The organism is Bacillus sp. EE-W1, from assembly GCF_009760835.1.
In the GTDB taxonomy this organism is placed as follows: Bacteria; Bacillota; Bacilli; order Bacillales; family Bacillaceae_G; genus Bacillus_A; species Bacillus_A wiedmannii.
Window position 1 is genome coordinate 67,617 of record NZ_WIPE01000054.1, and the last position, 14,854, is coordinate 82,470.

The following is a 14,854-nucleotide window of genomic DNA, read 5'->3' on the forward strand; positions in this document are numbered from 1 at the left end:
GGAAGTGAAACATTTAGAAGATTGCTTAAATAAACGAGAATAGCGCAACATACTAGTGTAGAAGGGTAGGTGTAAACCGTTGTGGTAAAAGTACGCAACGGGTAGAAATGGAAAATGAATCAAGAATTTTAATTGTAGACGATGAGGATCGTATTCGTCGTTTGTTGAAAATGTATTTAGAAAGAGAACAATACACAATTGAAGAAGCGGACAATGGTGATACAGCTTTAGAAATGGCGTTACAAAATGATTACGATTTAATCCTATTAGATCTTATGATGCCAGGTAAAGATGGTATTGAAGTGTGTAAAGGGGTTCGTGAGAAGAAAGCGACGCCAATTATTATGTTGACGGCAAAAGGTGAAGAAGTAAACCGAGTACAAGGGTTTGAGGTAGGAACTGATGATTATATTGTGAAACCATTTAGCCCACGTGAAGTAGTGCTTCGTGTGAAAGCGGTCTTACGCCGTTCTGTACCAACAACGTTCTTTACACAAGATACAACGACAAAAGATGTTACTGTGTTCCCTCATTTAACAATTGATAATGATGCACACCGTGTTACAGCAGATGGTAATGAAGTAAACTTAACACCGAAAGAGTACGAATTACTATTATTCTTAGCGAAAGCGCCTGATAAGGTATTTGATCGTGAGCAATTGTTAAAAGAAGTATGGCAATATGAATTCTTCGGAGATTTACGTACAGTTGATACGCATGTAAAGCGTTTACGTGAGAAGTTAAGCAAAAAATCACCAGATGCTGCGAAGATGATTGTTACCGTTTGGGGCGTAGGTTACAAATTTGAGGTTGTGAACGACTGATGCTTTGGAGAAGTGTAGTAGGGAAGTTATGGATGACTATATTACTTCTCGTTTCGTTTGTGCTCGGATTTGTTGCGATTTTACTTTCACAGTTTTTTAGAACATATTATGTTGATATGAGTGAAGCTAGGCTTCAAAAAGTTGCAACAAGTGTTTCAGAGTTAATTGAGGAAGGTGCCGATGTAAAAACGATTGAGAATATCGCGTACAAATTCTCTGATCCACTTTCAAGGATCATTATTGTAGAAGATGGTAAAGAAATATCTTCTTCGCCGAAACAAGAAGGATTAGTCACTCTTACAATGGATGATTTGAAAGAAGACAAAGAATTAGCGGCTGTTTTTACAGACAAAAAAGAAATTAAGAATAACATTAGAAAAGCCTCTAATAGTAGAAAGAATAAAAACACTGAAAATGATATTATGATTGTCGGAAAACCAGTGCATTCAAAAAATCAAAGTGCAGTGTTCGTATACGAATCTTTACAAGTACCGATACAAGGTATGGAGAGAACGACTGATTTTATATTCTTATCAGCAGGGATTGCGATTATATTAACAACGTTCTTTGCATTCTTCTTATCTACTCGAATTACAGCACCACTCCGTAAAATGCGTGAGGTTGCTTTTGAGGTCGCGCGTGGGAAGTTTGATGCGAAAGCACCTATGGTATCTCAGGATGAGATTGGTGAGCTTGCAACGGCCTTAAATCAAATGGGGAAACAGTTGAAGTTTAATATGAATGCCCTGCAGCAAGAAAAAGAACAGTTAGCTAGTATTTTAAGTAGTATGGCAGATGGGGTTATTACGTTAAATCAAGAAGGTGAAGTCGTTGTAATTAATCCGCCGGCTGAACATTTCTTACAAGTTTGGCAAGAGGAAAAGGAAGTAGAGCTCAGTAAAAAACTACCTTCTGAACTTGTTGAACTATTCCATCTCGTTGTAGAAAGTGAACAACAACAAGTGGTTGAAATTAATTTACAAAAAGGGAACTATGTAGTTCTTATGACGCCGCTTTACAATCAAACGAAAATTCGTGGTGCTGTAGCTGTATTACGTGATATGACGGAAGAGCGCCGTCTTGAGAAGATGCGTCAAGACTTTATTGCGAACGTATCACATGAACTTCGTACACCGATGGTAATGCTTCAAGGGTATAGTGAAGCGATTTTAGATGATATTGTGCAAACGAAAGAAGAAATTAATGAGTTTGTTCAAATTATTTATGATGAATCCGTTCGTTTAGGTAAACTTGTAAATGAACTATTAGATTTAGCGCGTATGGAAAGTGGTAATGTAGAGTTACATATAGGTGAAGTTGATATTCATCCTTTCGTTGAAAAAATAGGTCGTAAATTCCAAGGAATTGCAAAGGATAAAGAAGTCGCATTAACGGTTGATTTCCAGAATCCAATTGAACAATACCCGTTTGATGCAGATCGTATGGAACAAGTATTGACGAATTTAATTGATAACGCAATTCGTCATACGAATGCAGGCGGACATGTAACGCTTGTAATTAATACGAAAAATAATGGTCTTACTTTTGAAGTACAAGATTCGGGCGCTGGTATTCCAGAAGAAGATATTCCATTTTTATTTGATCGTTTCTACAAAGCTGATAAAGCAAGAACACGTGGGAAAAAAGGTGGAACGGGGCTCGGGCTTGCGATTGCAAAAAATATTGTGCAAGGCCATGATGGTAAAATTGCTGTTTCAAGTGTTGTTGGAGAGGGAACTACATTCTCTGTATATTTACCGAATCGTATAATTTAGATATACGTTTTTAAAGTTGATAATGAATAAAGTTCTACTGTTTTTTATTTTTTTGTAAAATCAATTAAATAAATAATAGTAGAACTTTTTTTCTATCTTAGTCGAATGAAGAATAGCAAGAGGGGTGTCGTGAAGCGATGAAATTATATACGAAAACAGGAGATAAAGGGACAACAAGTGTAATAGGCGGCAGAGTGGATAAAGATAATATCCGAGTTGAAGCATATGGCACGATAGATGAGGCGAATTCTCATATTGGATATGCAATGACTAAGCTACAAGGCGGATCTTTTGGAGATATTTACAATGAACTTGAAAATATTCAACATGAACTATTTGATTGCGGGGGAGACTTGGCGATAGTAGAGGGGAAAATTCCTTATAAAGTAACGGTTGAAATGGTTGAAAGCTTAGAAAGAAGGATTGATTCGTATATAGAAGAAGCACCGCCGTTAGAGCGTTTTATTTTACCAGGTGGAAGCGAAGCGGCAGCTGCTATTCATATTGCACGTACAGTTGTAAGGCGAGCAGAACGATGTGTAGTGTCCTTGCAAAAAGAAGGGAAAATAAATGAAGTTGTTCTAAAGTATGTAAATAGATTATCTGATTATTTGTTTGCGGTAGCTAGAGTAATAAACGCTCGATTACAAGTAAAAGATGTGGAGTATAATCGCAGTGCAATCGTTTTTCGTGATAAAAACGAGAAGGAAGTGGAGTGATTCACTTTCTTTTTTTGTATACTTTTTTCTGTAATATACCAAAATAAGAGAAGGTATGGTGTTAATTAGAAAACGGAGGATGTATATGAAAGTGTTAAAATGTGGCGTCATGTTATTGACGGTATTGTTTTTTTCTCAATTACATGTGTACGCAGAGGGAAATCAATGGACATGGCCTGTTGAAGGGCAGATAAGTGATTATTTTGGGACAAGGCATGGAAAACACTACGGTATAGATATAGCGGCACCGATTGGCACGCCTGTGGCAGCTATTCAAGAAGGTAAGGTAACAAAGTCTTACTATTCAAGTAGTTATGGAAACGTTGTATTTATTAAACATGGAGAATATGAGGCCGTGTATGCGCATTTAAATAAGAGATATGTAGTTCAAGGGGATTATATTTCAAAAGGAGAAATAATTGGAGAAGTAGGAAATACAGGAGAATCGAGAGGTGCACACTTACATTTAGAAGTTCATCAAGGAAGATGGACGATGGCGAAAAAGAATGCGATGAATCCATTGCTTGTTCTAAATGAACAGAGAAATGAAGTTGTTTCCTCATCCTTATATGTCGTCCAAAAAGGGGACACTTTAGTTAGTATTGCACGGAAATTTAGTATGTCAGTTAAGGAAGTTAAAGATAAAAATGGACTGCAGCAAGATAGGATTTATCCAAATCAACAATTATACGTAAAGTAAAAAAAGAGCTAGTTAAACTAGCTCTTTTTTTACCAAAAAATAAAGACACATATAAATCCAGAAATAGCTAAGTAGCTATATAAGTAAAATACTTTCGTTCTTGTTTTTTCGTTCGTTCGAAATAGTACAATAGTCGGTTCAATTAAACCGATTGTCAAACAAAGTAAACCAAGAAGCATACAACCGATTGAAATGGAGTACAGGGCGATTTGTGGTGCTTGAAATGGAATCATCCATTTTAATAAAAATGCAATAAGTGCAGTGTAGCAAATGCTGCCGATGTATTTATTCAACGGTGCATTAGAACGGAACCCTGGAAGTTTTTTCAAGAAGGAGCGGGAAACAACTTCAGTTTGTAAAGATGTGTGCTCTTCAATTATTTTTTGAGCTTCTTTTCCTTTTTGGAAAAGGGATAATATCCAGTTTCGCTCACCTTGAAAAATAAATTGAGAAGTTGTCAAATAATGATCCACCTTCACTTTATTCCAACTTTTCCATGGGTGACGCTCACACAGTTTTAATTTACTCTCTGTTTTTTTATCATACTGATAAATACTGATGCCATCTTCATCGAAAGCAGCATAGTATGTCTCGCTTGAGAATGTGCCTAAATCAATTGGACAGTAGAAAAGTAATTCTTTTTTTAAGTAAAAGTATTCTTTTCTTAAGTTTTTTTTCATTGCTTCTCGAATAGAGTGTCTCTTTTCTTTTTTCATGACATTTCCTCCATAATCCAGAAAATGTTCTTATCTTAACAATTCAACATCTTATCACTTTTCATTATATATGACTAGGGGATTCATAGGGGAAATGCCGAATACTAAAAAATCTGGGGTGTATTGTAAAATATAGTGATTGGTTTTAATTATATAAAATTAATAACTTATTTTTAGTAAGTTACACTTTTTTTGTTCACAATACGATTATGTTGTTGTATAATAAAGTGGAAAATAGAATATCGGTCTATCTTCGGGGCAGGGTGAAAATCCCGACCGGCGGTGATGAACTATATGTGATTTTGTTCTAAGCCCGCGAGCCGTTAAGGCAGGATTTGGTGTGATTCCAAAGCCGACAGTATAGTCTGGATGGGAGAAGATGGAGGTTCAAGCGTTCAAAAAAGATATGGATTTGAACGTCTGTTTGATGTGCCTTAAATTCTCCCTTTGTGTAAAACACAAAGGGTTTTTTCGTTCTATGAAAAAGTAGGCATAGCAGAACCTTTCCACTTTCCATGAGAAGATCGATGGAAAAGGAGAGAGAAAGATGAAACAAAAAAACAGTGTAGTGCAGATGGTGAGTGTAGCGATGCTAAGTAGTATTGCATATTTACTGATGATGTTGGATTTCCCGTTTCCAGGGCTTCCGCCATTTTTAAAAATTGATTTTAGTGATGTACCAGCTCTAATTGCAGCAATTATTTTCGGGCCAGTTGCAGGGATAATTGTAGAGGCGATAAAGAATATTTTACATTACGGAATTCAAGGGAGTTTAACGGGAGTGCCAGTTGGAGAAATTGCTAACTTTATTGCAGGATGTTTATTTATTGGACCGGCAGCTTTCTTATTTAGAAAGTATCGTACTGTTAAGAGTTTAACGACAGGATTAATGCTAGGGACAATTACAATGGCGCTCATTATGAGTGTATTAAATTACATCATTATATTCCCAGCTTACACTTGGTTTTTAAATTCACCAGCTATGTCTAGCGAGGCTATAAGAACAACGGTTGTAACGGCAATCTTACCATTTAATTTGATTAAAGGAATTGTTGTGACAATTGTATTTGTAGCGTTATTCTCACGCCTGAAAGTATGGGTGTTTGCAAAAATGAAAAATGCATAAAATATAAAATAAAACCATTAGTAGTATGGAACTATTAGTGGTTTTTTATTAAGTAGAATGAAAATAGAAAACAAAAAATATCCCTCATATGAATGAGGGATATTTTTTGAAGTTAATAAAAGACTATTCGAATTTTAAAGAGTCGCCATCAAATGATTCATCAGCAACTTTAATTGAGTCAGTTGGACAACCTTCGAATGCATCCATCATATCTTCAATTAATACATCTGGAATTTCAACGATACCTTGGTTATCGTCTAACGTTACAAATGCAATACCTTCATCATCATAATCATAAATGTCTGGTGCAGCAGCGCCGCAAGCACCACATGCGATACAAGTATCTTTATCAACGATTGTATATTTTGCCATCTTTTTTCCCTCCTGATAATATGTATGTGAAAAGCTCGCCATAAAAATTATAACCTTATTGTAAAACGGTTTTTAAAACTTTTCAACATAAAATTATAATGATAATCCTTATCAATTAGAGTGTCAACTAATTTTTGCATTATGTCATAAGATTTTCAAAATACGTAAATGTTATTTCGTTTGGTACAATATACTATATACAAGTACATAGTGCCGATATGATAAGTTTAATGAGTAAGTGCAATCATACTAAAAAGTAATTAAGCTAGATTGAAAGGTGGAAGCGGTAATGCAACTACAATATACTTTATTGTATTGTTTAAAACAATTGAATGGTGAAAGGACCGTTTCTTCTATTTATTATTTATTAAAAGGAAAACGATCTTCGCAAACGTTACAAGATGGAAACATGTTCCGAATTTCATTTTTGTTTGGAATATATAAATCGTTAAATAGAACAGACTATGATCGTGAAGTTGCAAAGTTGTTGCAAGCAGATTTGATTCGAGAAATACATGAAAATACATATTTGTTAACATCTAAAGGTAAAATGCAGTTACATACATGGGAGGAAGTGTATGCTTTTCCCGCGCATTTACATAGTTTACACTATGGTGAATTAGGTGAAACATTTTGGAAACGTTTATCATTAATTATTCAAACTATATCTAATTTACAACAGAATAATACGAAATTTATTCCCATTCAACAAGATACAGAAATAATGATGTGGGTAAAACGCTTTTTAACAGGTATACCATATAGGCGAAGTGAATTGGCTAAAAGATTATGGAAAGAAATACATAATCTTTTAGGAAAAGGTGATGTAGTAGAAGCGACGATTGTAACATATAGATTAACAGGATATGAACGTATCGGTTGTACATTGCAGCAATTAGCGGAAATTACGAAACAAGATATATTCCGGGTGTATTTTTTATTTTGGGGTACGATTCACTTCTTTATACAAGAAGTTCACGATAAAGAAAATGAATTTCCGCTATTGGCTGAGATTATCTCTTATCCAAATGAGAGAGCTGAATTATTTAGTTTATCAACGAAAAAAACATATAATTTTTGGAGACAAGGACGCTCTTTAGATGAAATAGCGACAATTAGAAATTTAAAGGTTGCAACGATAGAAGATCATTTTGTTGAAATTGCTTTGCGGGAAAAAGAGTTTTCAATCGAGATGTTTATGGAAAAAGACAAAATAGATAAAGTAACAAAAGTAATTGAGGCATTACAAACACGTAAGTTGCGTGAGTTGAAACAAGCGGTTGGAGAGGGTATCTCTTATTTTGAAGTTCGTCTTGTATTGGCGCGGATGGAGGGTATAAATGAAGCTTGAGGAATATTTATATAGATGGTTTGGATATTCTGAATTTCGTACAGGGCAAAAAGGGGTAATTACAGATTTATTAGAAGGAAAAGATGTTATAGCAATGCTCCCGACTGGAAGAGGGAAGTCTATGTGCTATCAACTTCCAGGGCTAATGCAAGAAGGAACCGTGCTTGTTGTATCACCATTATTATCTTTGATGGAAGATCAAGTTACACAATTAAAGTATGTTGTGAAAAACCGAGTAATAGCACTTAATAGTTTTCGGACATTACATGAAAAAAGAGAAGCGATGAAAAAATTAGCTTCATATAAATTTATTTTTGTTTCACCAGAGATGTTGCAGTCGGAAGTGTTAATAAGAGAATTGAAGAAAGTTCATATTTCATTATTTGTTGTGGATGAGGCTCATTGTATTTCACAATGGGGTTATGATTTTAGGCCAGACTATAAAAAACTAAATGTAGTCATTGAAAATATCGGGTCTCCTACGGTGCTAGCATTAACGGCAACAGCGACAAAAGATGTACTCCGAGATATAGCAGAGAGTTTAGATTTGAAGAAAGTGACGCAGCATGTATACTCTATTGATCGTCCAAATATTGCGATGGAAGTACAATTTGTGGAGACGATAGAAGAGAAGAAAGAAGCGCTTTTGAACCAGGTGATGTATTTACAAGGGCCAGGGATTGTATATTGTTCAAGCAGAGCGTGGACAGAACGTTTAACGGAGTATTTAAGAGGAAAAGGCGTGACTGGTGTCGCTTTTTATCATGGTGGTATGGAACATGAAGAGCGTATGTTAATTCAACAGCAGTTTATGAATGACCAGTTGCAGCTTGTAATATGTACAAGTGCTTTTGGTATGGGAGTAAATAAGTCGAATACGAGCTATATTATTCATTTTCATTATCCGACTAATATAGCTTCCTATTTACAAGAAATCGGAAGAGCTGGAAGAGATGGTGAACCGAGTATAGCTATCTTACTATGTAGTCCGTTAGATCACGATTTACCAATTTCAATAATTGAAGATGAATTGCCAAGTCAGTCGCAAATACAATTTTTATTCTCTTTACTACAAGAAAGAATGTTTCAAACGAAAGAATTACCAATAGAAGAGGTAGAAGAAATTTGTTATAATGCAGCAAGATTTAATGAACAATATTGGCGTTTCATCCGCTATCATCTTGAACAGCTTGGAATCATACAACAGCGAAAATTAAAATTAGAGAGCTTGTCAGATGAAATTATGAACAGATTAATAGTTGAAGTAGAAATAAGGCTACGTAATAAATATAGTGAGCTAGAAAACATGAAATCGTGGATACAAGTGAAAGAATGTAGGCGTGAATATTTGTTACAACAGTTCGGTTATAGAAAAGAGAACGAGTTGAAAAATTGCTGTGACTATTGTGGTATTACAAAAATAGATTATAAAAAAAGACAAGCGCAACAATCGGATTTCGACTATAATTGGGAAACAGAGTTACAAAAGCTTTTCGGTCTAGAAAAGATGGGGGAATGATGAACATTCAAAGGCATAATATTGAAGATATGAGTCCGAAAGAAATAAGGCTGAATCTGTATATCACACAGTTCATTATTATCGGTATCGGTTGTTTACTAGCATATGTATTATTCCGAGATATAAAATCGGTGTATAGTCTGTGGAAGTGGGAACCGGTGTCTATACTTATAATAGGTGGCTTGTTGGCGATTGGTATTGTGTTATTAGATTATGTTGCAATGCGAGTATTTCCAGAGTCTTGGTTTGATGATGGTGGTATTAACGATAAGATGTTTCAAGGAATGTCAGTTATGCACCTACTCGTTATTACGTTCATTATCGGCTTTGCAGAAGAATTTTTATTTAGAGGTGTAGTGCAGACGCACTTTGGAATTGTAATAGCGAGTTTAGTATTTGCAGTGTTACATATTCGGTATATAACAAAGCCATTTTTGTTTTGTTTCGTCTGTTTCATTAGTTTTGTCTTTGGTTATGTGTTTGAATGGACAGGAAATTTATTTATAACAATCTTTGCACACTTTCTTGTTGATTTTATAATGGGACTCCAATTAAGAAAATAAATGGAAGGTGGTGGTGAACAACATGAGAAAACGAATTCCTGATTTCGAAGAGGAATTAGAAGTTGAGCGAGTGGAAGAAAAAGAAAGTTTACCGCCGCGTAGTGAAATTCATAGAAATAAAGAGAAAAAAGAAAAGTTTAAAATGAATCATATTTTCGTCCGAGTTTTAACATTTCTATTCATATTACTACCAATTAGTATCTTATGGTATACAGATAAATATATTCAGGTGAAAAGTGATGGTAATAACGCTGGGAAAAGTGCGTTTGAGGTCATTTTCTTTGATTCAGCTAAATCTGAGTCTGAGGCAACATCTGAGAAAGTAGTAACGCATACGGTAAAAGAAGGAGAAACTTTAGAAAGTATAGCGAAGCAATATTTTTCAGATGAAACTGGGATTGAAGTGATTAAAAAGTATAATGATTTACAAGAAGATGAAGTGAATGTAGGTCAAGAAATAAAAATTCCGATAAAAGATAAGTCCGCAAAACAGGATAGCTAGTAGCATACCTACTATAAAAACTGAGGATTATCTTTATGCGGAAGGGAGTGAAAAATATATGATATGGATTATCTTATTAAGTGCTCTCATATGTATTGGTATTATATTTCTTCTTGTAATGGTAATGTATACAGAAGCGATGCGTAATACTGTGTTAGAACATACTTTACTTTTTGAAGAATTTCCGAAAAGTTTTCAAAAAGTAAAGGTGTTTTTTATTTCTGATATTCATAGAAGGGTCATTTCAAGTTCATTAATTGAACAAGTAAAAGGAAAAGTAGACCTTGTAATTATTGGCGGTGATTTAGCGGAAAGAGGCGTCCCTTTATCGAAAATTTCTGCAAATATACAAAAGTTAAGAGCGATAGCTCCTGTATATTTTGTGTGGGGAAATAATGATTATGAGATTGAATATCATGAATTAGATGCTTTGTTATTAGAAAATAATGTGAAAGTTTTAGATAATACAAGAGTTGTATTTGAGTCTGAACTAGGAGAAAAAATTTGTTTGCTCGGTGTAGATGATGTTGGTTTGAAGCGTGATCGTTTAGATTTAGCTTTGGCTGATTGCAAAGAAGATGGTTTTCGCATATTAATTAGCCATAACCCTGATATAATAAATAAAATGTCTGGAAAAGAACAAATTTCACTTGTGTTAAGTGGACATACACATGGAGGACAGATTCGATTATTCCCATCTAAAAAATATTTAAAAGGTGGCGTATATAAGCATTCAAATATGACTCTTTTTGTTAGTAATGGGTATGGAACAACGTTGATTCCACTTCGCTTCCGAGCACCTGCTCAAACACATATTATTACGTTATGCGGAGGGAAATGATGCCAACTCTAAACGGGAAATATAACATAAAAGCTGTTTCGAATATAATTGGAATTCAGCCGAGTACGCTTCGTGCATGGGAAAGACGATATCAAATTATTGCCCCGAAGCGGAATCATGCGGGGCATCGATTATATACAGAAGAGCATATTCAAATTTTGAAATGGTTAATGGACAAGGTTTCTTCCGGCATGATGATTGGACAAGCAGTTCAATTATTAGAAGGGAATCGTTTGCAGAGTAATGTTCAAAAAGAAATACATTACGATAGAGAAGTTGTTTTAGTGGACGATTTACTGCAAGCTTTGTTAAAATTTGATGAAATTACAACTTCTGCATTGTTAAACGAGGCTTTCAGTATTTATGCAACAGAAAAAGTCATAGCAAGTATTGTTCTTCAAGTGTCAAATAAATTGTTAACGTTAAAAAATAATAATGAAGTTACAATGGTGCAATTCCAATATGTCGTATCATTTTTACAAACTCGTCTAGGAATGGTGTATCATAATGCATCATCATTTTCTTCTATACACAAAGTTGTCGTGTTAGAAAATAATATGTTGAAAGGGTTTGTTTTCTCAACGTATTTACGCTTAAAAGGATATGAGGTGATATATATTAGGTCAAGCTTAGCGGAAGATGGTATTTTGTTAGCTGTTGAGCAAATACAACCTACATATGTAGTAGTCTCTTTTGATGGGGAACGAGAACTTAAGAACGCGATAAAGGACATGAATTTGTTGCAAGAAAAAAGTGAGAAACTTTCTGTTGGGTTTATAGGAGAAATAGGTGCTCGAGATCAGTTGAACATTCAAACATGCCTAATTGGTGATACGAAAGAAGAATGGGATGATTGGTTAAAAATGTTAGAATAGTTGTTCGAAAAGAACCATCTATTTTCTATTTCATATAATAAAAATTATATTCATTGGTTACGTAGGGAGGGTATGAGATGAGGCTGGAACGATTAAATTACAATAAGATAAAAATTTTCTTAACATTTGATGATTTATCTGAACGAGGATTAACGAAAGAAGATTTGTGGAGAAATGCACCGAAAGTACAGCAATTATTTCGTGATATGATGCAAGAAGCAAATAAGGAACTAGGGTTTGAAGCGGATGGTCCAATTGCAGTTGAAGTATTTTCTCTACAAGCGCAAGGAATGGTCGTAATTGTAACGAAAGAACATCAAGATGTGGATACAGATGATGAGTTCCGTGACGAGTTTATTGAAATGCAAGTGACTCTAGATGAAAGCGAGCATATACTTTATGAGTTTGCTACACTAGATGACGTAATTAACCTGTCGAATCGTTTATATAACCTTGATGTAACTGGCGGAAAACTATATACGTGGGATGGGCGTTTCTATCTTTGGATGGAAGAAGAGGAGCAGGTTCAATTACTGAAGGCAGATTTTATAGCTATTTTAGCGGAATATGGTAATCCGTCTACAGCAACTATTTATCGTCTAATGGAGTATGGTAAAGAATTAATGGCTTCTCAAGCAATTGAACAAATACACAATTACTTTGTGAAAAAACAAAACCTTAGCTAATATAACAAAGCTAAGGTTTTGTTTTTTATTTGGAGAAACCTAAAATGTTGGTCTGAAAATGTCAAAACAATTAATGGTATAGCGGGAATCATAAATATTTGGGCGCTCTTTACTATACTTAAAAATATCTTCTTAAGTTGTTATATATAAGTAAAATAAAAAACATTTAAATATTTAAGTATTTTACTTTTCTAAAAGCAATAAAAGGACTATAATGATAGTGAAAACGCTTGCAACAGGAAATAGTTTGTATATATTTGTTAGCGTTTTCTATTGCATTCCAAATTTAACGGTGTATACTAGGCAATGAAGGTTTACTAAACAAGTGAAATTACAGGGGGTTTACTTACTATGGTAGCCGAAAAGGGAACTCAAACAAAAACACAACAACAAAGGGAACAACATTTTGAACTATTGAATTCGACACAAATTGTTATTAGTGAAGCATTAGAAAAATTGGGTTATCCAAACGAAGTATATGAATTATTAAAAGAACCAATTCGTATGATGACAGTGAAAATACCAGTTCGTATGGATGACGGGACTGTTAAAATATTTACAGGATATCGTGCACAACATAATGATGCTGTTGGTCCAACGAAAGGTGGAATTCGCTTCCATCCGAATGTAACAGAAAATGAAGTGAAAGCACTTTCAATCTGGATGAGTTTAAAATGTGGTATTGTTGATTTACCATACGGTGGAGGTAAAGGTGGAATTATCTGTGACCCACGTGAAATGTCATTCCGTGAGTTAGAAAGATTAAGCCGCGGTTATGTACGAGCAATTAGCCAAATCGTAGGACCGACGAAAGATATTCCAGCTCCAGATGTATTCACAAACTCTCAAATCATGGCATGGATGATGGATGAATATAGCCGTATTGATGAATTTAATTCACCAGGATTTATTACAGGTAAGCCACTTGTATTAGGTGGATCACATGGACGTGAAACAGCAACGGCGAAAGGTGTAACAATTTGTATTCGCGAAGCTGCAAAAAAACGCGACATTGATATTAAAGGTGCACGCGTTGTTGTTCAAGGATTCGGTAATGCTGGTAGCTTCTTAGCTAAATTTATGCATGATGCAGGCGCGAAAGTTATTGCAATCTCGGATGCTTACGGTGCATTGCATGATCCAAACGGATTAGATATTGATTATTTATTAGACCGTCGTGATAGCTTCGGTACAGTAACAAAACTATTTAATAATACAATTTCAAACAAAGAATTGTTAGAACTTGATTGCGACATTTTAGTTCCAGCTGCAATTGAGAACCAAATTACAGAAGAAAATGCTAATAATATTAAAGCAAAAATCGTTGTTGAAGCTGCAAATGGTCCAACAACATTAGAAGCAACTAAAATTTTAACAGATCGCGGAATTTTACTTGTTCCAGACGTATTAGCAAGTGCTGGCGGTGTAACAGTATCTTACTTTGAGTGGGTACAAAATAACCAAGGTTACTACTGGACTGAAGAAGAAGTAGAACAACGTTTAGAAAAAGTAATGGTAAGATCATTTGATTCTATTTATGAAACAGCACAAGTTCGTAAAGTGAACATGCGCTTAGCTGCGTATATGGTCGGTGTTCGTAAAATGGCTGAAGCAAGTCGCTTCAGAGGTTGGGTATAATATTATATCGTGAGAAAACGTGATTCCTTTCGAGGGAATCACGTTTTTTTGTTGAAGTATTAGTGTGAGGTGTTGTATATGGAAAATGAAATGATGGAACGAGTAGAACAATTAGAAGAAAAGGTTAAGAGGTTAGAGGGAGAACTCTCAAGAACGATGAAAGCCCGAAAAACAAGTAACGTTCGGATGTTCGGAGAAGGACTACTGTTTTTAATATTTGGTGCAGTTGTAGTAGGGCCGATTATCGCTTTTGTAATCTCAATTCTTACTTGGATTGTTGAAAAATAAAATAAAAACAAAAAAAGAACGCTTGTTCTACACGAACAAACGTGCTATACTTTCCTTAGATAAACAAAACGGAAATGATTTTAAGGAGAGATAAATGATGAAAATGACAGTAGACCAAAGGTTTATGATGCCAGCAGATGTTGTAGAACGAGTGGAAGTATTAAGAAACAAACAAAGTAAGCGCGGCACATTATTACAATCTGTAAATAAATTTTTCGGTTTAGATACGAAAGAAGATTGTGTTTGGTTTTACGGTTTTTATGGAGTTGCTGTAAGTATTTTATTATTTATGGTGTTCACATCAAATATTTTCGATTTTCTCTTCGCGTAAGAAATATGCGATAAGGACATTGCTACCG

The 14,854-nt window shown here is 34.8% G+C and carries 17 protein-coding genes and 1 riboswitch; of the genes, 15 read left to right on the forward strand and 2 right to left on the reverse strand.

What is annotated here, in order from left to right:
* The first annotated feature begins 107 nt into the window (after nucleotides 1-107).
* The 4 genes from resD (at nucleotide 108) to GFJ36_RS06760 (ending at nucleotide 4,018) form a co-directional block, all read left to right on the forward strand.
* Nucleotides 108-824 (forward strand): DNA-binding response regulator ResD, encoded by a 717-nt coding sequence (resD, locus tag GFJ36_RS06745; protein ID WP_000426862.1) that lies wholly within the window; start codon nucleotides 108-110, stop codon nucleotides 822-824.
* Entirely contained in the window at nucleotides 824-2,599 is a 1,776-nt protein-coding gene (gene resE, locus GFJ36_RS06750; RefSeq protein ID WP_000964666.1) for a sensor histidine kinase ResE, read from the forward strand. The genes resD and resE overlap by 1 nt, the downstream gene beginning before the upstream one ends.
* Before the next feature lie 137 nt (nucleotides 2,600-2,736).
* Nucleotides 2,737-3,318, forward strand: coding sequence for a cob(I)yrinic acid a,c-diamide adenosyltransferase (locus tag GFJ36_RS06755; protein WP_087985531.1), 582 nt, complete (start codon nucleotides 2,737-2,739; stop codon nucleotides 3,316-3,318).
* A gap of 85 nt (nucleotides 3,319-3,403) precedes the next feature.
* Nucleotides 3,404-4,018, forward strand: coding sequence for a peptidoglycan DD-metalloendopeptidase family protein (locus GFJ36_RS06760; RefSeq protein WP_088062685.1), 615 nt, complete (start codon nucleotides 3,404-3,406; stop codon nucleotides 4,016-4,018).
* A gap of 29 nt (nucleotides 4,019-4,047) precedes the next feature.
* Here GFJ36_RS06760 and GFJ36_RS06765 read toward each other — a convergent pair whose 3' ends face one another.
* The gene (locus tag GFJ36_RS06765) at nucleotides 4,048-4,734 is read right to left on the reverse strand and encodes a hypothetical protein (RefSeq protein ID WP_000711800.1); all 687 of its coding nucleotides are present in this window, start codon (nucleotides 4,732-4,734) and stop codon (nucleotides 4,048-4,050) included.
* A 245-nt stretch (nucleotides 4,735-4,979) separates the two neighbouring features.
* Nucleotides 4,980-5,119, forward strand: a riboswitch (FMN riboswitch).
* Nucleotides 5,120-5,281: 162 nt separating this feature from the next.
* Here GFJ36_RS06765 and GFJ36_RS06770 point away from each other — a divergent pair.
* A complete protein-coding gene (locus GFJ36_RS06770) occupies nucleotides 5,282-5,860 on the forward strand; it encodes an ECF transporter S component (RefSeq protein WP_000810851.1) in 579 nt (192 codons plus the stop codon).
* Between the two features lie 123 nt (nucleotides 5,861-5,983).
* Here GFJ36_RS06770 and GFJ36_RS06775 read toward each other — a convergent pair whose 3' ends face one another.
* Nucleotides 5,984-6,232: a ferredoxin gene (locus tag GFJ36_RS06775; protein ID WP_001151994.1), complete on the reverse strand. Its 249-nt coding sequence runs from the start codon at nucleotides 6,230-6,232 to the stop codon at nucleotides 5,984-5,986.
* A gap of 289 nt (nucleotides 6,233-6,521) precedes the next feature.
* On the opposite strand from GFJ36_RS06775, the gene GFJ36_RS06780 reads away from it, so the two are divergent.
* From GFJ36_RS06780 to GFJ36_RS06825, 10 genes are all read left to right on the forward strand, one after another.
* Nucleotides 6,522-7,583 carry a YpbB family protein gene (locus tag GFJ36_RS06780; RefSeq protein WP_088062686.1) on the forward strand — a complete coding sequence of 354 codons (1,062 nt, stop codon included), beginning with the start codon at nucleotides 6,522-6,524 and terminating at the stop codon, nucleotides 7,581-7,583.
* On the forward strand, nucleotides 7,573-9,102 hold the full coding sequence (locus tag GFJ36_RS06785; RefSeq protein WP_088608748.1) for a RecQ family ATP-dependent DNA helicase: 1,530 nt from the start codon (nucleotides 7,573-7,575) through the stop codon (nucleotides 9,100-9,102). The genes GFJ36_RS06780 and GFJ36_RS06785 overlap by 11 nt, the downstream gene beginning before the upstream one ends.
* A complete protein-coding gene (locus tag GFJ36_RS06790; protein WP_001025770.1) occupies nucleotides 9,102-9,665 on the forward strand; it encodes a CPBP family intramembrane glutamic endopeptidase in 564 nt (187 codons plus the stop codon). Before GFJ36_RS06785 ends, GFJ36_RS06790 begins: the two co-directional genes overlap by 1 nt.
* Nucleotides 9,666-9,687: 22 nt before the next feature.
* On the forward strand, nucleotides 9,688-10,167 hold the full coding sequence (locus GFJ36_RS06795) for a LysM peptidoglycan-binding domain-containing protein (RefSeq protein ID WP_001231546.1): 480 nt from the start codon (nucleotides 9,688-9,690) through the stop codon (nucleotides 10,165-10,167).
* Between the two features lie 58 nt (nucleotides 10,168-10,225).
* Nucleotides 10,226-11,008 carry a metallophosphoesterase gene (locus GFJ36_RS06800; RefSeq protein WP_088062688.1) on the forward strand — a complete coding sequence of 261 codons (783 nt, stop codon included), beginning with the start codon at nucleotides 10,226-10,228 and terminating at the stop codon, nucleotides 11,006-11,008.
* Nucleotides 11,008-11,883 carry a MerR family transcriptional regulator gene (locus GFJ36_RS06805; RefSeq protein WP_141542767.1) on the forward strand — a complete coding sequence of 292 codons (876 nt, stop codon included), beginning with the start codon at nucleotides 11,008-11,010 and terminating at the stop codon, nucleotides 11,881-11,883. Before GFJ36_RS06800 ends, GFJ36_RS06805 begins: the two co-directional genes overlap by 1 nt.
* 77 nt (nucleotides 11,884-11,960) lie before the next feature.
* A complete protein-coding gene (locus GFJ36_RS06810; protein WP_001235391.1) occupies nucleotides 11,961-12,569 on the forward strand; it encodes a genetic competence negative regulator in 609 nt (202 codons plus the stop codon).
* Nucleotides 12,570-12,920: 351 nt separating this feature from the next.
* Nucleotides 12,921-14,207, forward strand: a complete 1,287-nt coding sequence (gudB, locus tag GFJ36_RS06815; protein ID WP_000225171.1) for an NAD-specific glutamate dehydrogenase — start codon at nucleotides 12,921-12,923, stop codon at nucleotides 14,205-14,207.
* A gap of 78 nt (nucleotides 14,208-14,285) precedes the next feature.
* Entirely contained in the window at nucleotides 14,286-14,495 is a 210-nt protein-coding gene (locus tag GFJ36_RS06820) for a hypothetical protein (protein ID WP_000426773.1), read from the forward strand.
* Nucleotides 14,496-14,589: 94 nt separating this feature from the next.
* The gene (locus GFJ36_RS06825; RefSeq protein ID WP_001983018.1) at nucleotides 14,590-14,826 is read left to right on the forward strand and encodes a DUF3961 domain-containing protein; all 237 of its coding nucleotides are present in this window, start codon (nucleotides 14,590-14,592) and stop codon (nucleotides 14,824-14,826) included.
* Nucleotides 14,827-14,854 lie beyond the last annotated feature (28 nt).